Origin of the sequence: Cupriavidus sp. 2TAF22, from assembly GCF_052115045.1 — a bacterium.
GTDB lineage: Bacteria > Pseudomonadota > Gammaproteobacteria > Burkholderiales > Burkholderiaceae > Cupriavidus.
Window position 1 is genome coordinate 1 of the sequence record NZ_JBFRFX010000074.1, and the last position, 22,323, is coordinate 22,323.

The window sequence follows — 22,323 nt, forward strand, 5'->3', positions numbered from 1 at the left end:
GCGCCGGACGGCCCGCCGCAGGCCAGCGGGCCGGCGGCGGCGTTTCTTTCCATTTCCCATGCCGGCGGGCTGGTCGCCTGCGCCGTCGGCGATGCCCCGCTCGGGCTCGACCTCGAACGCGTGCAGCCGCGCAAGGGGCTCGACGCACTGATCGCGGCGGTCAGCAGCGAAGCCGAGCGCGCCGCCATGCCGGCCTTGCTCGCCGCCAGCGACGAGCCGGCGCGGCTCGACGCCTTCTTCCGGCTCTGGACCCTGAAGGAAGCCTGGCTCAAGCGTACGGGCGGCGCCCTGTTCCAGACCATGCTCGGCCAGTCCGTGGCCGTGTCGCCGGCCGCCGGCGCAAGCGCCCATGCCGCCAACGCCTGCACCTGGCGCCACGGCGATGCCATGCTGGCGCTCAGCGCCGGTCCGCCCGCCACGCTCGCCGGGGCCTTGCCCGACGGCATCCGCTACTGGCATCTCGCGGCGGTCGGGCAAGCGGCCTGACGGTCACGCTGCCGGCAAGGCTTTGCCGTGCGTCGGAGACGCGCCTACATCGTGCACGCGCGCCTTCGGGTAGACTGGGTACTGCGAGCGCCTCCGCCCCATGCAGCCGGCTCACCGAGATTCCCGAATACGCGAGGAGAATGTCCCCCATGCATGCAGTCCCATTGCTTGACAGCGGTGCCAACAGCAGTGCCAACGACAGTCCCACCGATAGTCCCACCGAAGCCCCCCTGCGCGACCTGCGGCGCGTCGCCATCCATCCGGATCACTGGTATCCGCTGGCCTGGTCGCGCGAAGTCAAGCGCGGCAAGGCGCATGGCGTGCGCTTCGCGGGCGAGCCGATCGTGCTGGTACGCACCGAATCCGGCGCCGTGTTCGCGCTGGAGGACCGCTGCGCGCATCGGCAGGTGCCGCTGCACGAGGGCGTGGTCGCGGGGGAGTCGATTCGCTGCTGCTATCACGGCTGGACCTACGATTGCACCGGCCGCTGCATCGACGTGCCCTACCTGGGCCGCGAACGGCTGCCCAACGGCGTGCGCTCCTACCCCTGCCGCGAGGTCGAAGGCCTGATCTTCGTTTTCCCGGGCAGCGCCGTGCTGGCCGACGAAACCCCGCTGCCCGCGCTGGGCTCGGTATCGAACAAGGCATACAAGACCCGCCGCTTCGGCCGCGAGGTCAAGTGCCACTACTCGTTCATGCACGAGAACCTGATGGACATGAACCACCAGTTCCTGCACCGCCGGCAGATGGGACAGATGCGCGCCCGCTCGCTGGGCCGCCGGCGCGGCGACGGCTGGGTCGAGGTGGACTACACCTTCTCGCGCGAGGAAGGCAAGCAGCCGGTGGGCGAGGCGCTGGTGTTCGGCGGCGGCAAGGGCGGCCAGAACAACAAGGACGTGATGACGGTACGCACCGGCTATCCGTACCAGACGCTGCAGATCCGCACCTCGGAAGGCACGCTGGTGATGGACCTGTGGATCGTCTACGTGCCGCTCGATGCCGAGCAGCGCACCAACCGCACCTTCGGCCTGCTGTCGATCAAGAAGCCGGGCATCCCCGGCGCGCTGGACCTGGCGTGGCCGCTGCTGGTGTGGTTTACCGAACGGATCTTCAAGGAAGACCGCGAGATCGTCGAGATGGAGCAGGCCGCGCACGATGCGCAGGGAGCGGACTGGAACCACGAGGTGTTCCCGGTCATCAACGAGCTGCGCGAATTGCTGCGCGAGAACGGGGGAGACCTGACGCCGCGCCACGGCTGAGGCGGGCGGCCGGCCTGACGGCTGGCCACCCGGCTGCGGGGCGCGCTACTTGGAGAACCGGTTGCGCTCGTCGCGCTCCAGCGTGGAGCAGGCGGTGCGCAGCATGGCCGAGAAGCGCGTCAGCGCCGGTTCGATGCGGTAGACCGGCCCGGCGATCGAGATTCCGTAGCATTCCCCCGACAGCCTCACCGGCCAGGCGAGCGCCCCCACATCGGGCAGGGATTCGCCCAGGTTGATAAAGCAACCCTGCTCGGCGGAGGCTTTCAGCTCGGCCTCGAGCTGGGCGGCGTCCGCCACCGTGCGCGGCGTGAACCGCTCGAAGCTGAGCTGTCGGATCAGCGCCTGGCGCTCGTCCTCCGGCATCACCGACAAGAGCGCCTTGCCGATCGAGTTGGCATGCAGGTCGCGCCGCTCGCCGGCCGTGGCGATGTAGCGGATGGCGTGCGGGGACTCCAGCACGTCCAGGTACACCACCCACCGTCCCTCATGCAGCTTGCCGATCACCACGGTCTCGCCGGTGGCGGCGCGCAGCTCGTGCATGGTGCCGTGCACGCGATCCAGCACCGGATCGTGGCGCGCGATCTGCTGCGCCATGGCCAGCAGGCGCCCGGTCGGGTAGTAACCCTGGCGGCGGCCGGTTTCGTACAGATAGCCCAGCGAGGTGAGGGTGCGGATCAGCGCCAGGCAGCTCGACGCCGGCACCGCCAGCAAGCGGGCCAGTTCCGAGAGCGAGAGCGCGCGCCGCTCGCGCGCGAACGTTTCGATGATCTCGAGCACGCGCAGCGCCGTCTTCACGTTCATCGGCGGCGCCTTGTTGTCGTTGGCGGTCATGGCTTTGCCCGGCCGCGCCGCGAGGCGGCCACGTACCGGGGCGGGTCGGAAAAGAAGCGCTCATCATAGAGCATCGGCAGGCAGTGCCGCGCGTTGTCCCGCCGGCACCTGCCGGCGCTTACTCCGCCTTCACGCCGAGCGATTTCGCCACGGGGATCCAGCGGGCACGCTCGTCCTGGATAAAGCGGCCGAAGTCCGCGGGGCTGCCGGGCATGGGCTGGGCGCCGATGGCGCGCAGTTTTTCCACCAGGTCCGGGCGCGCCAGCGCGTCGTTGACGGCCTTGTTCAGCTCCGCGACCACCGCCGGGCGCGTCCGGGCGGGCGCCACCACGCCGAACCATGCGCTGGCCTCGGTGCCGGCGATGCCGAGTTCCTTCATCGTCGGTACGTCCGGCAGCAGGGGAAAGCGGTTGTTGTCCAGGATCGCCAGCGCCCGGATCTTGCCGGCGCGGGCCTGCTGCATCGACGACGGCAGCGCGTCGTAGATCAGGTCGATATTGCCGCCGATCAGGCTGATGATGGCCGGCGCGCTGCCGGCGAAGGGCACGTGCGTCACCGTGAAGCCCAGCCTGCTCGACGCGTATTCGCCGGCCAGGTGGGTGATATTGCCGCTGCTGGCCGAGCCCATGGTCAGCTTGCCCGGCTCCTTCTTGCCGAGCGCCGCCAGCTCCCGGGCCGACCTGACGCCCAGCTCAGGCCGCACCGACAGCATCAGCGGTGCCTTGCCGAGGCCGGCCACCGGAATGAAGTCTTTGTCCGGGTCGTAGGGCATCTTGCTGTAGAGCGCGCTGTTGATCACCAGCGGGGCGTTGGAGCCGACGAAGAAGGTGCGCCCGTCCGGCTCGGCCCGTGCCACGGTCTCCGCGGCGATCATGCCGGCGGCGCCGGCCTTGTTGTCGATGACGATGGTCGTGCCGAGCGCCGCCGCGGCGTCGTGCGCGACCAGGCGCGTGATCTGGTCCGCCGCGCCGCCGGGCGGGTAAGGCACGACGAAGCGGATCGGTTGCGCGCGGGACAGCGGCTGGGCCTGGGCGTGGGCCGCCGCCGGCAGCGCGGCAGCCGTGGCGGCGGCAATCGCCGCGGCCACGGCCGCGGGGGTGATGTTTCGCATGGTTGTCTCCTCCGTGTTGGCCTGCTTCGGGCCGTTGTTTTCGGATGTCGGCAAATCAGTCGGCGGCCCGCGAGGCCGGTCAGATCACTCCCTTGCCGCGCAGTGCGGCGATGCGTTCCGGCGGCAGGCCGAGGTGCCCGGCCAGCACCGCCTCGGTATGCTCGCCCAGCGTGGGCGCGGCGCGTTCGTACGCGATCGGCGTGCCCGAGAAGCGGATCGGGTTGGCCAGGCCCGGAGCCTCGACACCGGCGCCGTGCGGCAGCGAGACTTGCATCGCGCGGTGCCTGACCTGCGGGTCTTCGAAGACCTGCTGCATGTTGTAGATCGGGCCGCACGGCACGTTGGCAGCCTCCATGCGCTCGACCCAGTCGGCCATGGTCCGCGCCAGCATGGCCTGCGCGATCTGCGGGATCAGCGCGTCGCGGTTGCGGTTGCGTTGCCCGGCGCTGGCGAAGCGTGCGTCGTCGGCCAGATCGGGGCGGCCGATCACCCTGCACAGCGCCGCGTACTGCGTGTCGTTGCCCACCGCCACGATGACGTCGCCCTCGGCGCAGCGGAACACCTGGTAAGGCACCATGTTCGAATGCGCATTGCCCATGCGCTGCGGCACCTTGCCCGAAAGGAAATAATTGATCGCCTGGTAGGAGTTGATCGTCACCACGCAGTCCAGCAGCGCCATGTCGATGTACTGGCCCTCGCCGCTGATATTGCGGTGCTCCAGTGCGGCCAGGATCGCGGTGCTCGCGTACATGCCGGTCAGCAGGTCGCTGATGGCGATGCCGGACTTGACCGGGCCGCCGCCGGGCTCGCCGTCGGGCAGGCCGGTGATGCTCATCAGCCCGCCCATGCCCTGGAAGACGAAGTCATAGCCGGGCAGCGCGGCATAGGGCCCGGACTGGCCGAACCCCGTGATCGAGCAGTAGACCAGCCGCGGGTTCAACTTGCGCAGGTCCTCGTAGCCCAGGCCGTAGCGCGCCAGCGTGCCTACCTTGTAGTTCTCCACCACCACGTCGGCGTCGCGTGCCAGCTCGCGGATGATCTCTTGCCCCTCGGGCGCGGCCAGGTCGACGGTGATGGACTTCTTGCCGCGGTTGGCGCTGAGGAAATACGAGGAATCGGCCGTCTCGCGGCCGTCGGCGTCCTTGAGGAACGGCGGTCCCCACGCGCGGGTGTCGTCGCCGGTGCCGGGACGCTCCACCTTGATCACCTCCGCGCCCATGTCGGAAAGGTTCTGGGTGGCCCACGGGCCCGCCAGCACACGCGTCAGGTCGAGCACCTTGATGTGGCCGAGCGCCTTGCGCATAGATCTGTCTCCTTGCGTTGAGGCAACCGCGTTTGCGTGCCTTCTGGTTTTGCAGCCCAGTGTAGGGAGGGCGTGGCATGGACGTCCAATATCCATTTGCGCGCGGGCGATTCACGCCGGATATCGGAGAACGAGGAGGGGGAGGGAAAACGGGGGGGAGCGCGGGGAGGCGCCGGGGCGGCCGGGGAGCCGGCCGGCTTCCCGGTGAGAGGCGAGACGGCGCTCAGGAAGAAGCGGGGGGAGAAGGGGGGAAGAAGCGGAGGAAGACGCCGGGGGAGACGCGCAGAGGCGCGGGGGCGCAGTGGCGGTGCTTGCCTGCTATTGGGTAACTTGGGTAACGGCAGGGGCCGGCGCGCCGGCAGCGCCGCTGGTCCCCGGCAGGCTCGTATGCAAGCCGCCATCCGGGCTGGCCGGCGCATTCGCGTCTGCGGAACTATCCTGCGTCCGCTGCCTGCCGCGCCCGCGGCCGCCGCCGCGCATGCCGCTGCCGCCAGCCGGCGTGGCGTGGTTCTGCCGCAATTCCTGGTTGATGCTGTCCACCGTGCGCGGCGACGGCGTCATGCGCGCGAAGTTGCTGTTGATCGCGTTCATGGCCTCGTCGCCCCCGGTAGGCGAGCCTTGCGCCAGCACGGCGGCCGGCAGGCACAGCACGGCCATCAGGGGAAGCATTCTGAACGGAAGGATGGGGCGGGGCATGGCGGCGTTCTCCGGGCGGACAGGCGATCCGGCCGATGCTAGCCTGCGCCCGCATGGGCGGCAAGGCCGGCGGGCGCGGCTTTGCGTTTCATTCGGCGCGGGCTTGTTTCAACGTATTACCAAGCGGCGCCGGCTGCCCGCGCCTAGCCGATGTTCTGCCCGATGCGCCACAGCACGCCGGACGGATCGATCAGCACGAAGTCGCGCATCTTCCACGGCTGGTCCTGCGGCGGTACCAGCCTGACGCCGTAGCGCCCGCCGATATCCTGTTGCTGCACCTTCTGCCACCATGCCTCCACGTCTTCCACCAGCAGGTGCATCATCAGGTTCTCGGCGAACTCCCGCACATAGAAGTTCTGCAGCAGGAAGCTGCAATTGCCGTGGTGCAGGTAGGCCAGCGTGTCGTCATGCCAGGGCGAGGCAAAGCCGAGGTCCTGGTAGAACTGCCGGGACAGGGCAAAGTCGCGCGCGGGCACGAAGGCCTTGAGTTCGGTGGCGGTCAGGTTGGCCATGTTGCTCCAGGGTACGCGAGGGTTGCGCGGGCCAGCGCTCAGAGCTGCGCCGCGTGGTGCCGGATATGGTCTTCGATGAAGGTCGAGATGAAGTAGTAGCCGTGGTCGTAGCCCTCGTGCCGGCGCAGCGTGAGCGGCTGGCCCGCCGCGGCGCAGGCCGCTTCGAAGGCTTCCGGGTGGAGCTGCCCGGCGAGGAATTTGTCGGCCAGGCCCTGGTCGACTAGGATGCCGCGCGGGAACGGCGCCTGCGCCTGGCCCGACATCAGCGCCGAGGCGTCGTAGCGGGCCCAGGCCGCACGGTCTTCGCCCAGGTAGCGGCTGAACGCCTTCTCGCCCCAGGGGCAGCGCGTCGGCGCGGCGATGGGCGCGAAGGCGGAGACCGAGCGGAAACGCTCCGGATGGCGCTGCGCGAGCACCAGCGCGCCGTGTCCGCCCATGGAGTGGCCGAACACGCCGACCCGTTCCGGGTCGGCCGGCAGCTCGGTGCAGGCGATGCCGAACAGTTCCTGCGTGAGGTAGCTTTCCATGCGCCAGTGCTGGCGCCAGGGCGCCTGCGTGGCGTCGACGTAGAAACCGGCGCCGGCGCCGAAATCCCATGACTCGGCCTCGCCGGCGATGCCGGTGTCGCGCGGGCTGGTATCGGGCGCCACCAGGATCAGGCCGTGCTCGGCGGCGGCACGCTGGGCGCCGGCCTTGATCATGAAGGTTTCCTCGGTGCAGGTCAGGCCCGCCAGGTAGAACAGCGCGGGCAGGCGCCGCGCCGGCGTGGCCAGGGCCGCCGGCGGCAGGAACACCGAGAAGCGCATCGGCAGGCCGATGGTGCCCGAGGCGTGCCGGTAGAAGCGCTGGACGCCGCCGAAGCAGCCGTGTTCGGAGAGCAGTTCGAGCATGGCGCGCCCCGGCTCAGTACAGCACGACCGAGCGGATCGACTCGCCGCGCTTCATCAGGTCGAAGCCCTCGTTGATGCGCTCCAGCGGCAGGGTGTGGGTGATGAGGTCGTCGATATTGAGCTTGCCTTCCATGTACCAGTCGACGATCTTCGGCACGTCGGTGCGGCCACGCGCGCCACCGAAGGCCGAGCCCTTCCATTCGCGGCCGGTGACCAGCTGGAACGGACGGGTGGAGATTTCCGCGCCGGCTTCGGCCACGCCGATGATGATCGACTTGCCCCAGCCCTTGTGGCAGCACTCCAGCGCCTGGCGCATGACCTTGGTGTTGCCGATGCACTCGAAGGAATAGTCGGCGCCGCCGTCGGTGAGCTGGACGATATGGTCCACCACGTTCTCGACGTCGTTCGGGTTGATGAAATGGGTCATGCCGAACTTGCGCGCCATCGCCTCGCGGCCCGGGTTCAGGTCCACGCCGATGATCTTGTCGGCGCCGACCATCCTGGCGGCCTGGATCACGTTCAGGCCGATGCCGCCGAGGCCGAACACCACCACGTTCGCACCCGCTTCCACCTTGGCGGTGAACAGCACCGCGCCCACGCCGGTGGTCACGCCGCAGCCGATGTAGCAGACCTTGTCGAACGGTGCGTCGGGGCGGATCTTGGCCAGCGCGATCTCCGGCACCACGATGTGGTTGGCGAAGGTGGAGGTGCCCATGTAGTGGAAGATGGGCTTGCCGTCGATGGAAAAGCGCGAGGTGCCGTCCGGCATCAGGCCCTTGCCCTGGGTGGAGCGGATCGCCTGGCACAGGTTGGTCTTGCGCGACAGGCAGAACTTGCACTGGCGGCATTCCGGCGTGTAGAGGGGGATCACGTGGTCGCCGGGCTTGAGCGAGGTCACGCCCGGGCCCACTTCGGTGACGATGCCCGCGCCCTCATGGCCGAGGATGGCCGGGAAGATGCCTTCCGGATCGGCGCCGGACAGGGTGTAGTAATCGGTGTGGCAGATGCCGGTGGCCTTGATCTCCACCAGCACCTCGCCGGCGCGCGGGCCGTCCAGGTCGACCTCTTCCACGGTCAGGGGGGCGCCGGCTTTCCAGGCGATGGCGGCTTTGGTCTTCATGATCGTTTTCCTTGGTGGTGGCGGCGTCGGGCGGGCCGGCGCGGTGTCGGGGCGGTGTCGGGGCGTGCAACCATAGCCGGTGCCGGGCTTCGGGGGAAGGGCGGGCGCCAGGCGATGTTTTCGTCAGGGAAGAATATACGACCATCCGGCTGGCCGCGGACGCCCGAAGCGGCGGATTTGGCCTTCTGCGCTTCCGGTTTGGCCAGAATTGCGGGTGCCCCCGGGCAGAAGCCGGAATCACCCCGATTGACCGGACGGGGCGCGGCCGCTTAAATGCGCAAGCCATGCCAGACGACCCAACGTTGCCTACCGTACCGCCTCCGGCCGGTGCCCCCGCCTCGCGCGCCTCCCCGGTGCAGCGTGCCCTGTGGATCCTGCGCGCCTTGTCCGATCCGCAGGTGCGTCGCCTGTCCGACGTGGCGCGCGCCACCGGCCTTGATCCCGCCACCGCATCGCGCCTGCTGGAGTTGCTGGTGGCCGAAGGCTTTGTCACGCGCGACAGCGCCCGCCGCTTTGGCATCGGCCCGGAGATCTTCCAGCTGGCCGATGTGGCGCAGCGCCGCGTGGACCTGCGCGCGCTCGCGCGGCCGAGCCTGGAGCGGCTGGTGGAAGCGTTCGGGGACACGGCGGTGCTGACCCTGGCCAGCCGGGGCGAATCGGTGGTGGCCGATATCGAGCTGGGCACCTTTCCGATCCGCGCCAACTATGTGGAAATCGGCACCCGCCGCCCGCTCGGCGTGGGCGCCGGCAGCCTGGCCGTGCTGGCATGGATGCCCGACGCCGAGCGCGCCGCCCGCGCCCGCCTGGGCAAGACCCGGCGCGCGCGCTATCCGCGCCTGACCCCGGAGGTGATCAGCGAGCAGATCGACGCTGCGCGTGGCCGCGGCTACGCGCTGTTCCTGGACTGGGTGGTGGACAAGATGGGCGGCATCGCCGTGCCGCTGCTGGACTACGAAGGCCGGCCCATGGGGGCGTTGAGCGTGGCTGCGCTGAGCGAGCGCATCCTGGCGCGCGAGGCCAGGATGGCGCGCCTGCTCAAGGAAGAAGCGCGCCGCATCACCAGCGCCTGGGCGCGCAGGGTCCTGGTGGACTGATACGTGGCGGCCGCGCTGGTGCCGCTTAGTTGCGCAGGCCGGCCCGGTCGCGCACGAAGCGTTGTTCCAGCACGGTGGCGCCCCATTGCCGGCCCGGCGCCTCGTCCGCCAGTGCGAAGCCCGCGGATTCATAGAGATGGCGCGCGGCGTCCAGCCCCTGGAAGGTCCACAGGTAGGTCTGCGCGTAGCGCGCATCGGCGAATGCCAGCGCACGTTCCAGCAGCTGCCGGCCGATGCCGGTTCCGCGCAGCGACGCATCGGCGATGAACCAGCGCAGGTGGGCCAGCCCGCTGGCAGGGTCGCCATCGATGGCAATGCTCGCCTGCGTCCGCCCGCCTTCGAGGTAGAGCCACAGTCCCTTGTCGGGCGAGGGCAGCGCGGTCGCGAAGGCGGCAAGTTCGGTGGCCACCTTTTGCTCGAAGAAGCTGCCGAAGCCGGCCAGTTGCGCGTAGAAGCGCGCATGCTGGCTTGCGATATCGCCGATGCATCCCGGCTGGTAGCCCTCCACGATGCCGGCACCGGGGCTGGCATCGCCCGCATTGGCGGCGCTGGCGTTGTCGACGGCGAGCGCATCGGCATAGATCGCCACGGCGCGTACCAGCGATTGCTGGTCGGCGGGCGTGAGCCGGCGCAGCGCGCGCGACACCTGCTCGGTGGCGAACTGGTCGATCCTGGCGCGCAGTTGGGCGCCGGCGCCGGTCAGGCGCAAGGTCGCGGAGCGGGCATCGTCGTCCGCTGCCGTGCGCGTCACCAGGCCCATTGATTCCAGCTTGGCCAGTTGCCTGCTGGTGTTCGACTTGTCGAGCCGCAGCAGGCTGGCCAGGTCGCGCGCCTGGATGCCCGGCGCCAGGCCGATCTCGATGATGGCGTGCACGGCCGAGGGCGACAGCTGGCTGTCCGCCAGCGTGGATCGCATGAAGCCCAGTTCCCGCACGAGCTTGCGGGAGAAGGTGCGAAGCGCGGCGATGGTGTCGTCGCGCGATTGCGGCGGCGGTTCGATCAGGTCCATGGCGGTAGCAGGAAGTTGCGGTTCGCAACCATATTAGTTGCGAACCGCAACTTCTTCAAGCCCTTTCCACGGCGCGCACAGCGCACAGCGCGCCGGGCAGCGCGCCACCAAAGCCGCGGCCCGGGCAGGTGGCGGGCTAGCTGGCCTTCCCCCGCAGCAACGGCGCCAGATCATCCGGCACCTCGACCTCGAAGCGCAGCACCGCGCTGGCCAGGGCCTTGCCGTAATTGTCGAGCGCCAGGCTGCGCGACACGCCGCCGCCCAGTGCGCCGTGCGCGACGAAATTCAGCACCTGCAAGCCGTCGGCCTCGAAGCGCTCGACCTTGCCGGTCACCACGCCGCCATAGAGCGCCTTGAAGGCGTCCGCGGTGAGTTGTGCCTTGAGGCAGGGATAGAAGGCGGGTTCGTAGGCAATCACCGAGGTGTTGGAGATATCGCCCTTGTCGCCGGATCGGGTATGCGCCAGGCGCCGTAGTGAAACCTTCATCGCGGGGACCTCAAAAGTAGTGGATTTCGGAGCTGACCTGCGTGCGCGGCACCAGCGCGGACCACACGCCGATGATCTCGCGCGTGCGTTCCTGGTGCGGCACGCGCTTGCCGGTGGAAGCCAGCCCGCACACCGCCATGCTGTCGATCTCGCGGCCCACCTTGGCCGCTTCGGCGCGGGTGCGGGTGCGCGCGGCCACCCGCACGGCGATCTCGTTGGGCTCGCAGGCCGGCGCCGGCGAAGCATCCCCGTGGATGGCATTGACGCCAAGGAAGTCGATGCGCAGCGCCTGCGCGTCCAGCCCCGCCAGCCGGAACCGGTGCTCCAGGATGGTCTTGGCCAGCCGCGCCTTCTCCAGGCAGCCGGGCCCGGCGTAGAAGAACATGTCCTCGCCGATGAAGCCCTCGGTGCAACCCAGCGAGACCTTGAGCGTGGGCGTGCGGGGCGATCCGCTGACGCCGCTCACGCGGACCTGGTCGGGGCCGACCTGTTCCAGTTGCGCCGTGGTGAAATCCACCACCACGTCCGGCGTGATGTAGCGGCGCGGGTCGTGCACCTCGTAGAACATCTGTTCCTTCACCGTCTGCAGGTCGATGCGGCCGCCGGTGCCGGCCACCTTGGAGATCACGGCGGTGCCGGCTGCATCCACTTCGGCGATGGGGAAGGCAAGGTTCCAGGGCTCGGGCACGTCCTTGTAGCCGGGATCGCCGAAGTAGCCGCCGGTCACCTGCGCGCCGCATTCGAGCAGGTGGCCGATGGCGCTGCCGCGCGCCAGCAGTTCGATCTCGTGCGCGCCCCAGCCGAAGCTGTGCATCATCGGCGCGAGGAACAGGGAGGGATCGGCCACGCGGCCGGTGACCACGATCTGCGCGCCGGCTTCCAGCGCGCGCACGATGGGCTCGGCTCCTTCGTAAGGCTCGGCGGAAATCAGCGAGTCGCGCAGCGTGGCGATGGGCGCGCCGCTTTCCAGGATCTCCAGCGGCTGGCTGCAGATGCCGCCGGTCAGGTCCGTGGTGGTGACGGCGGCGATCTTCACGCCGGGCAGGCCGAGTTCCTCGCACAGCCGGGCGATGTGCCGCGCCGCGCCGAGCGGATTGATCCAGCCCTGGTTGCTGACGATGCGCGTGCCCTGGGCAATGCAGTGCGGCAGCACCGCGCGCATGCGCTCGTCGAGGTAGGTGTCGTAGCCTTCGAAGGCGGGGTCGCGCCGCTTGCGCACCTGCGCGGCGGACACCGTGGCCTCGGCCATGGTTTCGAAGCAGAGGAAGTCGAGCTTGCCGTGCTGCGCGCTGAGCGCCGCGGGTTCGACGCGGTCGCCCCACCAGCCCGAGCCCGAGCCGATGCGGATGGTCTTTGCTGCCATGAGGGAATCCTTGGTTCGCTGTTGGGTGTCTACTGGGCCTGGATGCCGGCGCTCCTGATCACGCGCGACCATTTCTCGGTGTCGGCGCGGATCACGGCGGCGAAGGCGGCCGGCGTGTCGCCGCCCGGCACCGCGCCGAGCTGCTCGATACGCTGCCTGACCTCCGGCGTGGCGAGGATGCGCGCCACCGCCTGCTGCAGCCGCGTCACCAGCGCAGGCGGCGTGCCGGCCGGTGCCAGCAGGCCGAACCAGGAATTCACCACATAGCCGGGCAGGCCGGATTCCGCCACGGTGGGCACGTCGGGCAGCACGGGCGCGCGCTGCGGGCTGGTCACCGCCAGCGCGCGCACCTTGCCGGCCTGGATCTGCGCCAGCGCCGACGGCAGGTTGTCATACATGAGGTTGACCTGCCCCGCCAGCAGGTCGGTCATGGCGGGCGCGGCGCCCTTGTAAGGCACGTGCTGCATCTTCACCCCGGCCATGCTGTCGAGCAGTTCGCCCGAGAGATGCGGCGAGCCGCCGGTGCTGGTGGACGCATAGTTGAGTCCGCCCGGCCGCTGCTTTGCCAGCGCGACCAGCTCGGCCACGGACTTGACCGGCAGCGTGGCGTTGGTCAGCAGCACATTGGGCGAGTTGGCCACCAGCGTCACCGGCGCGAAGTCCCTGGCCGAGTCGTATGGCATGCGCGCGTAGATGAACTGGTTGGTCACCTGGGTGCCGAGCGTGCCCATCAGCAGGGTGTAGCCGTCCGGCGCGGCCTTGGCCACGGCGTCCGCGCCGATGTTGCCGCCGGCGCCGGGCCGGTTATCCACCACCACGGTCTGGCCGAGCGCCTCGCCGAGCTTGAGCGCAACCAGGCGCGCGAGGATATCGGTGGTGCCGCCGGGCGTGAATGGCACCACCAGCCGGAGCGGCTTGGCAGGATAGGTGTCGGCAGCATGCGCTGTTTGCGCGGGCAGCACGAGCTGGGCGCACAGGGCGGCGCAGGCCATGGCGGCGAGGCGCAGGGTGACGCGTCGGTTCATCGTTGTCTCCTGGCAGGCGCCGCCGAAGCGGCGGCACGCGCTGATGGCACTGCGTGCGCGGGTGCGCCGCAGCATTTCGTTGATTGAAATCTTTTGCCGACGATCTTATTCACGCGCGGTTCGCAGCGTCAAACAATGGCTGCGAATTTTCATTGAATGAAAATCCGGGGATTTTTGCGCGGGCTCCCGGCGGCTCCGAGGGGAGTGGCTCGCGGCACCGCCGCGGGCGGGCGCGCCGGCGCGTGCGCGCTGCCGGTTGCGCAGGGGCGATGCCGGTGCGTTGGATCAAGTGGGCGTGCTTAGCGTCGGGGGGCGTTGCACTGCGGCTTCGCTGCCGCGCCGCGCCTGCCTGCGCGGTGGACGGCCGCGCGGCGGAGCGCGGCCATGGGCGGCCGGGCGGCCGCCCAGGATTCAGTAGCTGGAGTAGGGTTGCGGATATTGCTGCTGGTAGCCTTGCTCGTAGCCTTGCTGATACGGCTGCGGATACTGCTGCTGGTAGTAGGGCACGGCCTGTACCGGCTGCGGACCGCACGGCACGTAGGCGCGGTGGTAGCTGCTGTAGCAATAGCCCGGGGGCGGCGAGTAGACCGGCGCCGGCGCGGCCATGGCGACCGGCTGGCTGATCACGGCTGCGCCGACGGCCAGGCCAACCAGCGCACCGATGGCCAGCGCTGCCGCGCCGGCGCCGCTATCGCCGCGGTCGCCGCGCCCGTGCGCCGAGGCTGGCCCGGCCGCGAGCAGCGAGGCGGCGAGCAGGCTCGCACCGAGGACACGAACTGCACGGTTGGCACGAGTGGGATTGCGCATGACGGGCTCCTGGATCCTGATGGGGGCCAGCGCAAGCGTGCTGGCCATGAGGTCATCCTAAGCCCAAGGTGTCACTGCAATATTACGGCGCGGTTAGCAGATGTAACGCCGGGGCGACGGCGCACGCCCGTTTCTCCGGCCTTGCCTTCAGGGGGCCGGACGAGCCGGCGGCGGTGGCGATTGGGGTGGCGCAGGCGGCGGCGCTTCGGCCGTCCCGGCTGATGGCGGCGGTGCTTTCTTCTGGTGATGCTTGTGCTTGTGCTTCTTGTGGGGCGCGGGCTGGTGCGGCAGCGGGGTTTGCGTGGCGCGCTCGCCCTGGGCGCGCTGCGGCTGGGGCGGCGGGAGTTGCGACAGCTGGGCATGGGAGACCCCGCCCAGGGTCAGGGCCATGGCGAGCATGGCCGCCTTGAGGGTAAGCAGGCGTGATTGCATGGTGGTTCTTCGAATCCTCGGTGCTTGGTTAGTAATATTCCGTCACCATTATCAGCGGGCCGGAGGCGGTGCAATGCAGGACGAAGGCGGATTCGTGCATCGGCGTTGCCGCGCTGGCAACCTTGCAGGCGTGCCGGGTGCCGCCGTGCCCCGGCTCCGGTCGCGTCATGCCCTGCCTGTGCCGCCGGGTGCCGGTTCCTGTCCGGCCGCCGGCAGTGCCGCCCCGGCATGGCCTTCATGCTGCCGTCCCAGCCACCAGCCCAGCCATGCCCAGGCCAGCGCCAGCGCCGCGCCGGTCAGCGCCACCACGGCGGGGTGGCCGGAGAGGGCATCGATGGCTGTCTTGATCCAGGCGCTGATCGCGTCGCCGGCACGGTAGACGGCGGTGTCGATCACGTTCTTGGCCTTGTACTTGGTCTCGGCGTCCACCACGGTAAACAGCATCTCGCGGCCGGGCCGCAGCAGGGCGTACTCGCCCACGCGGCGCAGGACCATTACCGCGGCCAGCACGCCGAAGGCCGGCCACAGCGCCAGTACCAGGAAGCCGGCGGCCACCGAAAGCGGCACCGCGCTCAGCAGCAGGGTCACGCCATAGCGCCGCGCAATGCGTCCTGAGAAGAAGACCTGCACCAGGATGGTCAGCGCCTGCACGATGGCGTCGATGGCGCTGAACACCTGGGTCTGCTGCGTGCGGCTGGGAAAGGTCTGTGCCACCAGCCTGGCCTGCTCGAAGTAGAGGAAGGTGCTGGCGGTAGCCAGCAGGATCACGAACAGGCTGATGCCAAGCAGGTAGCGCGAGCGTGCCACCAGCGTGAGTCCGGCCCACAGCCCGCCGCCGATGGGCTTGGCCGGATCCTGCGCCACCACCGGATCGTCCGCCCTGGCCACGCCCGCGCCGGCGCGCTTGCGCCAGCCGAACAGGAAGCCCGCGCCCGGCAGCGTTGTCGCCAGCAGCGCCGCCGACAGCAGCATCAGCCCGGTCAGGCCGATGCGCGGGACCAGCCAGCCGCCCAGCAGCGGACCGGCCAGCCCGCCTGCGCTGGCGCCCGCTGCCAGCAGCGCGAACAGGCGCCGTGCCTGGCCGGGACGGAATACGTCCGCCATCAGGCTCCATGCCACCGACACCACGAACAGGTTGAACACCGACAGCCAGACGTAGAACGCCCGCGCCATCCAGATGCTGTCAGGTACTGCGCGCGTGGCCAGCGCGAATGCCACCAGGTTGGCCACGAAGAAAGCGTAGACCCACGGCACGAAGCGGCGGCGCTGCAAGCGCGCGCTGCACAGCCCGTAGATGGGGATGGCCACCAGCATCACCACGAAGGTGGCGGTAAACAGCCACTGCAGATTCTGCACGCCGCCGGCGATGCCCATGGTTTCGCGCACCGGGCGCAACATGAAATAGCTGGCGAACAGGCAGAAGAAGAACAGGAAGCCGGCTGCCACGGCGCTGCCCTCGCCGGGCTGGATGCCTAGCCCGTGGCGGGCCGCGCGCGCGGTGCCGGTCATGGCGCGCTCACGCCAGCAGCGCGGCGATCTGCGCGCGCTGGCGAGCGTCGGGCATGCGGCCAAGGCCGGCGCCAAGGTTGTCCTGCATGTTCTTCGGCTTGGACGTGGCGGGGATGGCCGCGGTCACGGCCGGATGGCTGACGATGAATTTCAGGAACAACTGGCCCCAGGAGGCGCAGTCGATCTCGGCGGCCAGCGGCGGCAGCGCGCGGTCCTTGACGGTGCGGAACAGGCGGCCGTCCTGGAACGGGCGGTTGACCAGCACCGCCACGCCGCGCTCCTGGCACAGCGGCAGCAGCGCGCGCTCGGCGTTGCGCTCGGCCAGGGAGTAGTTGAGCTGGACAAAATCCAGCCGCTCGGCGCGCACGATCTGCGCCAGCGCTTCGTGCGTGTCCTCGCGGTAGTGGGTGATGCCGATATAGCGCGTCTTGCCCTGTTCCTTGAGCTGGCGCAGGAAGCGCAGATTGTCGCGCCAGTCGATCAGGTTGTGTACCTGCAGCAGGTCCACGCCGTCGCTGTGCAGGTCGCGCAGCGATTGTGCCCACTGCGCCTGCGCCGAGCTGCCGGCCGAGGTGGAGATCTTGGTGGCGAGGAACACCTTGCCGCGCGCGTGCGCGCCTTGCAACAGGTCCCCGGTGACGGGTTCCGCGCTGCCGTAGCTCGGCGCGGTGTCGATCACCGCGCCGGGCGTCTGCAGCAGCAACGCCAGCACCTCGGCCAGCGGCGCGCGCTCGCTGGCTTCGGTGCCCACGTTGAAGGTGTCGGCGGTGCCCATGCCGATCACGGGGAGCGTGTCGCGCGTGCCGGGGATCGGGCGGCGCAACGGGCCCTGCGCCGTTGGCCCGGTGGCGGTCCACGCGCCGCCGGACAGGCCGAGGGCCGCGGCGAGACAGGTGCTATGGCTAAGGAAACGGCGTCGATCGGGTGACATGGCGATCTCCCTGCAAGGCAGGCGGACATCTTCTCACAGAAGGCAGTCCCCCGTTGACGGCCGGACGCGCGCCGTTCCCGCAGTGCTTGCCTTGGCCGCCGCCTTTGCGCCAGCGGCAACACCCGATTGCAAAATGAAATCCTGGGTCTGACAATGCCGGGCAACAGAGGCCGGGCGCCTTTCGCCACGGCCCGCGGCCACCCGGCCACAGGGGAGACCAGACACCACCATGCGCACCCAGGTAGCGATCATCGGCGCCGGCCCGGCGGGCCTGCTGCTCGGGCATCTGCTGCGCCGCGCCGGCATCGATGCCGTGGTGCTGGAGGACCGCAGCCGCCGGCACGTGGAGGCGCGCATCCGCGCCGGTGTGCTGGAGCAGAACACGGTGGACCTGCTGGTGGCGTCCGGCGTGGGCGGGCGGCTGCAGAGCCAGGGCATGCGGCACGACGGCATCGACCTCCTGTTCGGCGGCAGGCGCCATCGCATCGACCTGTCCGGGCCGACGGGCGGCCGCGCCATCACGGTGTACGGCCAGCACGAGGTGGTCAAGGACCTGATCGCCGCGCGCCTGGCGGATGGCGCGCCCTTGTACTTCGAGGCCGGCGAGGTGGCGCTGCACGACATCGGCGGCAATGCGCCCTTCGTCACGTTCCGGCACGGCGGGCGCGGCCGCACCCTGCATTGCGACTACATCGCTGGCTGCGACGGCTTCCACGGGGTGTCCCGGCAGGCCATCCCGGTCGCCGCGCTGCAGCTGTTCGAGCGCAGCTACCCGTTTGCCTGGCTCGGCATCCTGGCGCAGGCCGCGCCTGCCGCGCAGGAACTGATCTACGCCAGCCACGAGCGCGGCTTCGCGCTGTTCTCGATGCGCTCGCCCGAGATCACGCGGCTCTACCTGCAATGCCGTCCCGACGAGGATCTTGCGCAGTGGCCGGACGCGCGCATCTGGCAGGAGCTGCACGCGCGCCTCGAGACCGGCGACGGCTGGCGCCTCAACGAGGGGGCGGTGCTGCAGAAGGGGGTGACGCCGATGCGCAGCCATGTGGTCGAGCCGATGCAGCACGGACGGCTGTTCCTGGCCGGCGACGCAGCGCATATCGTGCCGCCGACCGGCGCCAAGGGCATGAACCTGGCGGTGGCGGACGTACGCACGCTGGCGCATGCGCTGGCTGCGCACTACCGCGACGGGCGTGGAGATCTGCTCGCCGCCTACTCCGCGACCTGCCTGCGGCGGGTCTGGCGCGCCGAGCATTTCTCGTGGTGGATGACAGCGCTGCTGCACCGCTTTCCGGATCACACCCCGTTCATGGCGCGACTGCAGCGCGCGGAACTGGAGTACGTTGCGGCGTCGCCGGCCGCCGCCGCGGCGCTTGCGGAAAACTACGTCGGCCTGCCGTTTGCCCGTATCGAGGGCGAATAAGCCGGCCCAATCAGCACAACAGGAGGTTTTCATGACACAGCGCGGTTGCCCCGCATCGCCACCGACACCGGCATCGCAGCCACCGCAGCCCGGGGCGGGCCGGCCATGACCGGCACGCTGGCCGGGGTACTGTTCGACGGCGTGGCCTATGGCTGCCTGCTGTTCCTGATCAGCGTGGGGCTGTCGGTCACCATGGGGCTGATGAACTTCGTCAACCTGGCGCACGGCGCCTTCGCCATGTTCGGCGGCTACGTGGCGGTGGTGCTGATGAGCCGGGCCGGGGTGCCATTCCTGGCTACGCTGCCGCTGGCCTTCGCCGGGGCGGCGGCGGTGGGCTGGGTGCTGGAGCGCACCCTGTACCGGCGGCTTTACCGCGCCAGTCATCTCGACCAGGTGCTGTTTTCGATCGGGCTGACCTTCATGTCGATCGCCGGCGCCACCTACCTGTTCGGGCCCGGGCAGCAGCCGGTGGAACTGCCGGGCTTCCTGCGCGGGCAGGTGCGCCTCGGCGGGCTGGACCTTGGCGCCTACCGGCTGTTCCTGATTGGCGTGGTGGTGGCGATCACCGCCGCGCTGGGCTGGCTGGTCGCGCGCACGCGCTTCGGCGCGCAGGTGCGCGCGGCGGTCGACAACCAACAGGCGGCGCGCGGGCTCGGCATCAACGTGGAGCGCGTGTTCAGCCTGACCTTCGCGCTCGGTTCCGCGCTGGCGGGGCTGGGCGGGGGGCTGGGCATCGATGTGCTCGGCCTCGATCCCGCCTTCCCGCTCAAGTACATGGTGTACTTCCTGCTGGTGGTGGCGGTGGGCGGCGCGGGCACCATCCGCGGGCCGCTGGTGGCGGCGCTGCTGCTGGGCGTGGCCGACGTGGCCGGCAAATACTACGTGCCCGCGGTGGGCGCCTTCGTCATCTATGCGCTGATGGTGCTGCTGCTGGTGCTGTTCCCGGCCGGCCTCTACGGGAGGCGGGCATGAGCGCCGTGGACAAGGCCCGCGCCCCCGCCGTGGCGGACACGAAGGGCAATGCGCGCGGCACGCGGCTGCCGGACGGGCGCTGGCACCCCGGCGAGATCGTGTTCTGGCTGCTGCCGGTGGCGGCGTTTTTCCTCCTGCCGGGCTACCTGATCCTCGGCAGCCAGGTGCTGATCACCGGGCTGTTCGCGCTCTCGCTGGACCTGCTGCTGGGCTACGCCGGCATTGTGTCGCTCGGGCACGCGGCCTTCTTCGGGCTGGGCGCCTATACCGCCGGCCTGCTGGCCGCGCATGGCTGGGGCGAGCCGCTCAGCGGATTGCTGGCCGCCGCCGCGGTGGCCGGTGCGGCAGGGTGGCTGGCGAGTTTCCTGGTGGTGCGCGGTGGCGACCTCACGCGGCTGATGGTGACGCTCGGCATCGGGCTGATGCTGTTCGAGGCGGCCAACAAGGCGGCCTTCATCACGGGCGGCGTGGATGGCTTGTCGGGCGTGACCATGGCGCCGCTGCTCGGCCTGTTCGAGTTCGACCTGTTCGGCAAGACGGCCTATCTCTACAGCCTGGCGGTGGCCTTCGCGCTGTTCGTGCTGGTACGCAGGCTGGTGCAGTCGCCGTTCGGACTGTCGCTGCGCGGCCTGCGCGAAGGGGCACGCCGGATGCCGGCACTGGGGGCGAACGTGCCGCGCCGGCTCGGCGCGGTGTTTGCCGTGGCGGCGGCGCTGGCGGGCGTGGCGGGCGGCCTGCTGGCGCAGACCACCCAGTTCGTCGGCATGGACGTGCTGGGCTTTCCGCGCTCGGCGGAACTGCTGGTGATGCTGGTGCTGGGCGGCACCGGGCGGCTGTATGGCGCCTTGCTGGGGGCGGCGGCCTTCATGATCGCGCAGGATGTGCTGGCCGGCATCGATCCGGTCTACTGGCAGTTCTGGATCGGCCTGCTGCTGGTGGTGATCGTGCTGTTTGCGCGCGGTGGCCTGATGGGGGCCATCGACGTGGTGCGCGGCGCCCTCGGGCGCGTCGCGCGCAAGGGGCAGCCATGACCGCGATGCTGCGTACCGAAGGCCTGTCCAGGTCCTGGGGCGGCTTTGCCGCCAACAGCGATATCTCCCTGCGCTTCGCGCCTGGCGCCCGCCATGCGCTGATCGGGCCGAACGGCGCGGGCAAGACCACCTTCATCAACCTGCTCACCGGGGCGCTGCCGCCCACCGCCGGCAGCATCTGGCTCGGCGACGAGGACATCACCAGGCTGCCCCAGCACGCGCGCGTGCGTCGCGGCATGACGCGCACCTTCCAGATCAACACCCTGTTCCCGGGGCTGACGGTGCTGGAATCGGTGGTGCTGGCCGTGGCCGAGCGCAGCGGCGCCTGGCGCATCTGGGGCCGCACCGTAGCCTCGCAGCGCGCGCTGGCGGACGAAGCCATGGCCGTGCTGGCCAGCCTGCGTCTCGACGCCGACGCCGATACCGCGACGCGCAACCTGCCTTACGGCAAGCAGCGCCTGCTGGAGATTGCGCTGGCGCTGGCCACGCGGCCGGCCATCCTGCTGCTGGACGAACCCGCCGCCGGCATCCCGGCCGGCGAGAGCGCGGAGCTGTTCGGCGTGATTGCCGCCCTGCCGCGCGATATCACCATCCTCTTCATCGAGCACGACATGGACCTGGTATTCCGCTTTGCCGAGCGCATCACGGTGCTGGTGGGCGGCCGCGTGCTGGTCGAAGGCACGCCGGCGCAGATCGGCGCCGACCCGCGCGTGAAGGAGGTCTACCTCGGGGAGGCCGCGCATGACTGAGCTGCTACGGGTGGAGGGCCTGGCGGCGGGCTATGGCGACGCCGTGGTGATCGACGACATCGGCTTCACGTTGCAGGCAGGCGAAAGCCTGGCCTTGCTGGGCCGCAATGGCGTGGGCAAGAGCACGCTGCTGATGACGCTGATGGGCCTGACCCGGCAGCGGCGCGGCGGCCTGCACTGGCAGGGGCGCGACCTGGCCCGCATGGCCACCCACCAGCGCGCCGCGGCCGGCCTGGGCTGGGTGCCGCAGGAGCGCTGCATGTTCGCCTCGCTGACCGTGGAGGAGCACCTCACCGCGGTGGCGCGCCCGGGGCACTGGAACGTAGCGCGCGTCTACGAAGTCTTCCCGCGCCTGCGGGAGCGGCGCGCCAACCTGGGCAACCAGTTGTCCGGAGGCGAGCAGCAAATGGTTGCAATCGGACGCGCGCTCATGGTTAACCCGTCTCTACTATTACTGGATGAGCCGATGGAGGGTTTGGCGCCTATCATTGTTCAGGAATTGCAGCAGGTGATTCGCCGGCTGATCGAAGACGGCGGCATGGCGGTGATCGTGGTGGAGCAGCATGCGCGCCTGGCGCTAGGCATGACCCGGCGCGCCATGGTGCTCGACCGGGGCAGGGTGGTACATGAATCGACCAGCGCGGAGTTGCTGGCGGACAAGGGCAAGCTGGACCGGATGCTGGGCGTTGCCTGAGCCATGGCTGCGGGCCAAGCCCATTCCTTTCAAGGCGGGTAGTTCCGGGGGACTATGGAAACCCATGAGCAGAAGCGTCTGGTCAACGCCTATATCAAGCGTTACAGCCGGTATGACCCGGCCATTGGCCGGCACGAGGTACGTTCGTTCTGGGTGTGGCAGGCCTGCGACTGGCTCTGCGTCAACGACCCGGCGGGGCTCTGGGAACTGGTGCTGGCTGTCCTGGGCCGCACCGACAGCGCCCGGGTGCTCGCCGCGCTGGCAGCCGGCGAGCTCGAAGACCTGATCGAGTACCACGGTCCGGCATTCATCGGGCGCATCGAGCAGCAGGCCGCGCGCGACCCGCGCTTTCGCCGCCTGCTGTGCAATGTGTGGCGCAGCTCCACGCCCGAGGTATGGGCGCGCGTGCTGGCCGCCAGCGATGGCAATTTCAACGAGGTGCCGCAGCGCGCGATGTGGGTCTGCTATGAGGTGCGCGTGAATGCCGAGCCGTGCGAGCCCGCCGCGGGCAGCGCCGCGCAGGCGGGGCAGGCCGGGCAGGCGGACGGCGCGGGCAAGGCGCCCGCCCGCATCGTGCCGCCGGCGTTTGCGC

24 protein-coding genes are annotated in these 22,323 nt (G+C 70.0%); 9 read left to right on the forward strand and 15 right to left on the reverse strand.

Annotated elements, in window-relative coordinates; translation table 11 throughout:
* On the forward strand, positions 1–486 hold a 486-nt coding region (locus AB4Z48_RS38780; RefSeq protein WP_441623921.1), incomplete at its 5' end, for a 4'-phosphopantetheinyl transferase family protein.
* 149 nt (positions 487–635) lie between these two features.
* Positions 636–1,745 carry a Rieske 2Fe-2S domain-containing protein gene (locus AB4Z48_RS38785; RefSeq protein WP_441623923.1) on the forward strand — a complete coding sequence of 370 codons (1,110 nt, stop codon included), beginning with the start codon at positions 636–638 and terminating at the stop codon, positions 1,743–1,745.
* A 45-nt stretch (positions 1,746–1,790) separates the two neighbouring features.
* Here AB4Z48_RS38785 and AB4Z48_RS38790 read toward each other — a convergent pair whose 3' ends face one another.
* The 7 genes from AB4Z48_RS38790 to AB4Z48_RS38820 all read right to left on the reverse strand — a co-directional run bounded on the left by AB4Z48_RS38790 (position 1,791) and on the right by AB4Z48_RS38820 (position 8,208).
* Positions 1,791–2,546 (reverse strand): IclR family transcriptional regulator, encoded by a 756-nt coding sequence (locus AB4Z48_RS38790; protein ID WP_441623963.1) that lies wholly within the window; start codon positions 2,544–2,546, stop codon positions 1,791–1,793.
* 148 nt (positions 2,547–2,694) lie between these two features.
* Positions 2,695–3,687, reverse strand: coding sequence for a Bug family tripartite tricarboxylate transporter substrate binding protein (locus AB4Z48_RS38795; protein ID WP_441623925.1), 993 nt, complete (start codon positions 3,685–3,687; stop codon positions 2,695–2,697).
* Between the two features lie 79 nt (positions 3,688–3,766).
* Positions 3,767–4,990, reverse strand: coding sequence for a CaiB/BaiF CoA transferase family protein (locus AB4Z48_RS38800; RefSeq protein WP_441623927.1), 1,224 nt, complete (start codon positions 4,988–4,990; stop codon positions 3,767–3,769).
* Between the two features lie 318 nt (positions 4,991–5,308).
* Positions 5,309–5,686, reverse strand: a complete 378-nt coding sequence (locus tag AB4Z48_RS38805) for a hypothetical protein (protein WP_441623929.1) — start codon at positions 5,684–5,686, stop codon at positions 5,309–5,311.
* A gap of 143 nt (positions 5,687–5,829) precedes the next feature.
* A complete protein-coding gene (locus AB4Z48_RS38810; RefSeq protein WP_441623930.1) occupies positions 5,830–6,198 on the reverse strand; it encodes a VOC family protein in 369 nt (122 codons plus the stop codon).
* Between the two features lie 38 nt (positions 6,199–6,236).
* Complete coding sequence (fghA, locus tag AB4Z48_RS38815) at positions 6,237–7,088, reverse strand: S-formylglutathione hydrolase (protein WP_441623932.1); 852 nt, start codon at positions 7,086–7,088, stop codon at positions 6,237–6,239.
* A gap of 13 nt (positions 7,089–7,101) precedes the next feature.
* Entirely contained in the window at positions 7,102–8,208 is a 1,107-nt protein-coding gene (locus tag AB4Z48_RS38820) for an S-(hydroxymethyl)glutathione dehydrogenase/class III alcohol dehydrogenase (protein ID WP_441623934.1), read from the reverse strand.
* 284 nt (positions 8,209–8,492) lie between these two features.
* Here AB4Z48_RS38820 and AB4Z48_RS38825 point away from each other — a divergent pair, with 284 nt between their 5' ends.
* Positions 8,493–9,302, forward strand: coding sequence for an IclR family transcriptional regulator (locus AB4Z48_RS38825; protein ID WP_441623936.1), 810 nt, complete (start codon positions 8,493–8,495; stop codon positions 9,300–9,302).
* A gap of 25 nt (positions 9,303–9,327) precedes the next feature.
* Here AB4Z48_RS38825 and AB4Z48_RS38830 read toward each other — a convergent pair whose 3' ends face one another.
* The 8 genes from AB4Z48_RS38830 to AB4Z48_RS38865 form a co-directional block, all read right to left on the reverse strand.
* The gene (locus AB4Z48_RS38830) at positions 9,328–10,311 is read right to left on the reverse strand and encodes a bifunctional helix-turn-helix transcriptional regulator/GNAT family N-acetyltransferase (RefSeq protein ID WP_441623938.1); all 984 of its coding nucleotides are present in this window, start codon (positions 10,309–10,311) and stop codon (positions 9,328–9,330) included.
* A 136-nt stretch (positions 10,312–10,447) separates the two neighbouring features.
* Positions 10,448–10,798 (reverse strand): AtuA-related protein, encoded by a 351-nt coding sequence (locus AB4Z48_RS38835; RefSeq protein WP_441623940.1) that lies wholly within the window; start codon positions 10,796–10,798, stop codon positions 10,448–10,450.
* A 10-nt stretch (positions 10,799–10,808) separates the two neighbouring features.
* A complete protein-coding gene (locus AB4Z48_RS38840) occupies positions 10,809–12,161 on the reverse strand; it encodes an acyclic terpene utilization AtuA family protein (RefSeq protein WP_441623942.1) in 1,353 nt (450 codons plus the stop codon).
* A 29-nt stretch (positions 12,162–12,190) separates the two neighbouring features.
* Positions 12,191–13,186 carry a Bug family tripartite tricarboxylate transporter substrate binding protein gene (locus AB4Z48_RS38845; protein ID WP_441623944.1) on the reverse strand — a complete coding sequence of 332 codons (996 nt, stop codon included), beginning with the start codon at positions 13,184–13,186 and terminating at the stop codon, positions 12,191–12,193.
* 411 nt (positions 13,187–13,597) lie between these two features.
* Positions 13,598–13,993: a mechanosensitive ion channel protein MscS gene (locus tag AB4Z48_RS38850; protein WP_441623945.1), complete on the reverse strand. Its 396-nt coding sequence runs from the start codon at positions 13,991–13,993 to the stop codon at positions 13,598–13,600.
* A 147-nt stretch (positions 13,994–14,140) separates the two neighbouring features.
* Complete coding sequence (locus AB4Z48_RS38855; protein WP_441623947.1) at positions 14,141–14,425, reverse strand: hypothetical protein; 285 nt, start codon at positions 14,423–14,425, stop codon at positions 14,141–14,143.
* Between the two features lie 165 nt (positions 14,426–14,590).
* Complete coding sequence (locus AB4Z48_RS38860) at positions 14,591–15,934, reverse strand: NTP/NDP exchange transporter (RefSeq protein ID WP_441623949.1); 1,344 nt, start codon at positions 15,932–15,934, stop codon at positions 14,591–14,593.
* A gap of 7 nt (positions 15,935–15,941) precedes the next feature.
* Positions 15,942–16,865, reverse strand: coding sequence for an aldo/keto reductase (locus AB4Z48_RS38865; RefSeq protein WP_441623951.1), 924 nt, complete (start codon positions 16,863–16,865; stop codon positions 15,942–15,944).
* Between the two features lie 229 nt (positions 16,866–17,094).
* Here AB4Z48_RS38865 and pobA point away from each other — a divergent pair, with 229 nt between their 5' ends.
* The 6 genes from pobA to AB4Z48_RS38895 form a co-directional block, all read left to right on the forward strand.
* The gene (gene pobA, locus AB4Z48_RS38870; protein ID WP_441623953.1) at positions 17,095–18,285 is read left to right on the forward strand and encodes a 4-hydroxybenzoate 3-monooxygenase; all 1,191 of its coding nucleotides are present in this window, start codon (positions 17,095–17,097) and stop codon (positions 18,283–18,285) included.
* Positions 18,286–18,390: 105 nt separating this feature from the next.
* Positions 18,391–19,257 (forward strand): branched-chain amino acid ABC transporter permease, encoded by an 867-nt coding sequence (locus tag AB4Z48_RS38875; protein WP_441623965.1) that lies wholly within the window; start codon positions 18,391–18,393, stop codon positions 19,255–19,257.
* On the forward strand, positions 19,254–20,288 hold the full coding sequence (locus AB4Z48_RS38880) for a branched-chain amino acid ABC transporter permease (protein ID WP_441623955.1): 1,035 nt from the start codon (positions 19,254–19,256) through the stop codon (positions 20,286–20,288). Before AB4Z48_RS38875 ends, AB4Z48_RS38880 begins: the two co-directional genes overlap by 4 nt.
* Positions 20,285–21,037, forward strand: coding sequence for an ABC transporter ATP-binding protein (locus AB4Z48_RS38885; protein ID WP_441623957.1), 753 nt, complete (start codon positions 20,285–20,287; stop codon positions 21,035–21,037). Before AB4Z48_RS38880 ends, AB4Z48_RS38885 begins: the two co-directional genes overlap by 4 nt.
* The gene (locus AB4Z48_RS38890) at positions 21,030–21,731 is read left to right on the forward strand and encodes an ABC transporter ATP-binding protein (RefSeq protein ID WP_441623959.1); all 702 of its coding nucleotides are present in this window, start codon (positions 21,030–21,032) and stop codon (positions 21,729–21,731) included. The genes AB4Z48_RS38885 and AB4Z48_RS38890 overlap by 8 nt, the downstream gene beginning before the upstream one ends.
* Positions 21,732–21,785: 54 nt before the next feature.
* Positions 21,786–22,323, forward strand: a 538-nt coding sequence (locus AB4Z48_RS38895; protein ID WP_441623961.1) for a DUF6869 domain-containing protein, incomplete at its 3' end; no start/stop codon positions are given.

Coding starts and splice junctions, on each gene's coding strand:
- AB4Z48_RS38850 (WP_441623945.1), bottom strand. CDS start 13,993: ATGCGCAATCCCACTCGTGCCAACCGTGCAGTTCGTGTCCTCGGTGCG.
- pobA (WP_441623953.1), top strand. CDS start 17,095: ATGCGCACCCAGGTAGCGATCATCGGCGCCGGCCCGGCGGGCCTGCTG.
- AB4Z48_RS38890 (WP_441623959.1), top strand. CDS start 21,030: ATGACTGAGCTGCTACGGGTGGAGGGCCTGGCGGCGGGCTATGGCGAC.
- AB4Z48_RS38825 (WP_441623936.1), top strand. CDS start 8,493: ATGCCAGACGACCCAACGTTGCCTACCGTACCGCCTCCGGCCGGTGCC.
- AB4Z48_RS38885 (WP_441623957.1), top strand. CDS start 20,285: ATGACCGCGATGCTGCGTACCGAAGGCCTGTCCAGGTCCTGGGGCGGC.
- fghA (WP_441623932.1), bottom strand. CDS start 7,088: ATGCTCGAACTGCTCTCCGAACACGGCTGCTTCGGCGGCGTCCAGCGC.
- AB4Z48_RS38830 (WP_441623938.1), bottom strand. CDS start 10,311: ATGGACCTGATCGAACCGCCGCCGCAATCGCGCGACGACACCATCGCC.
- AB4Z48_RS38820 (WP_441623934.1), bottom strand. CDS start 8,208: ATGAAGACCAAAGCCGCCATCGCCTGGAAAGCCGGCGCCCCCCTGACC.
- AB4Z48_RS38880 (WP_441623955.1), top strand. CDS start 19,254: ATGAGCGCCGTGGACAAGGCCCGCGCCCCCGCCGTGGCGGACACGAAG.
- AB4Z48_RS38795 (WP_441623925.1), bottom strand. CDS start 3,687: ATGCGAAACATCACCCCCGCGGCCGTGGCCGCGGCGATTGCCGCCGCC.
- AB4Z48_RS38865 (WP_441623951.1), bottom strand. CDS start 16,865: ATGTCACCCGATCGACGCCGTTTCCTTAGCCATAGCACCTGTCTCGCC.
- AB4Z48_RS38860 (WP_441623949.1), bottom strand. CDS start 15,934: ATGACCGGCACCGCGCGCGCGGCCCGCCACGGGCTAGGCATCCAGCCC.
- AB4Z48_RS38845 (WP_441623944.1), bottom strand. CDS start 13,186: ATGAACCGACGCGTCACCCTGCGCCTCGCCGCCATGGCCTGCGCCGCC.
- AB4Z48_RS38805 (WP_441623929.1), bottom strand. CDS start 5,686: ATGCCCCGCCCCATCCTTCCGTTCAGAATGCTTCCCCTGATGGCCGTG.
- AB4Z48_RS38790 (WP_441623963.1), bottom strand. CDS start 2,546: ATGAACGTGAAGACGGCGCTGCGCGTGCTCGAGATCATCGAAACGTTC.
- AB4Z48_RS38835 (WP_441623940.1), bottom strand. CDS start 10,798: ATGAAGGTTTCACTACGGCGCCTGGCGCATACCCGATCCGGCGACAAG.
- AB4Z48_RS38800 (WP_441623927.1), bottom strand. CDS start 4,990: ATGCGCAAGGCGCTCGGCCACATCAAGGTGCTCGACCTGACGCGTGTG.
- AB4Z48_RS38785 (WP_441623923.1), top strand. CDS start 636: ATGCATGCAGTCCCATTGCTTGACAGCGGTGCCAACAGCAGTGCCAAC.
- AB4Z48_RS38840 (WP_441623942.1), bottom strand. CDS start 12,161: ATGGCAGCAAAGACCATCCGCATCGGCTCGGGCTCGGGCTGGTGGGGC.
- AB4Z48_RS38855 (WP_441623947.1), bottom strand. CDS start 14,425: ATGCAATCACGCCTGCTTACCCTCAAGGCGGCCATGCTCGCCATGGCC.
- AB4Z48_RS38810 (WP_441623930.1), bottom strand. CDS start 6,198: ATGGCCAACCTGACCGCCACCGAACTCAAGGCCTTCGTGCCCGCGCGC.
- AB4Z48_RS38875 (WP_441623965.1), top strand. CDS start 18,391: ATGACCGGCACGCTGGCCGGGGTACTGTTCGACGGCGTGGCCTATGGC.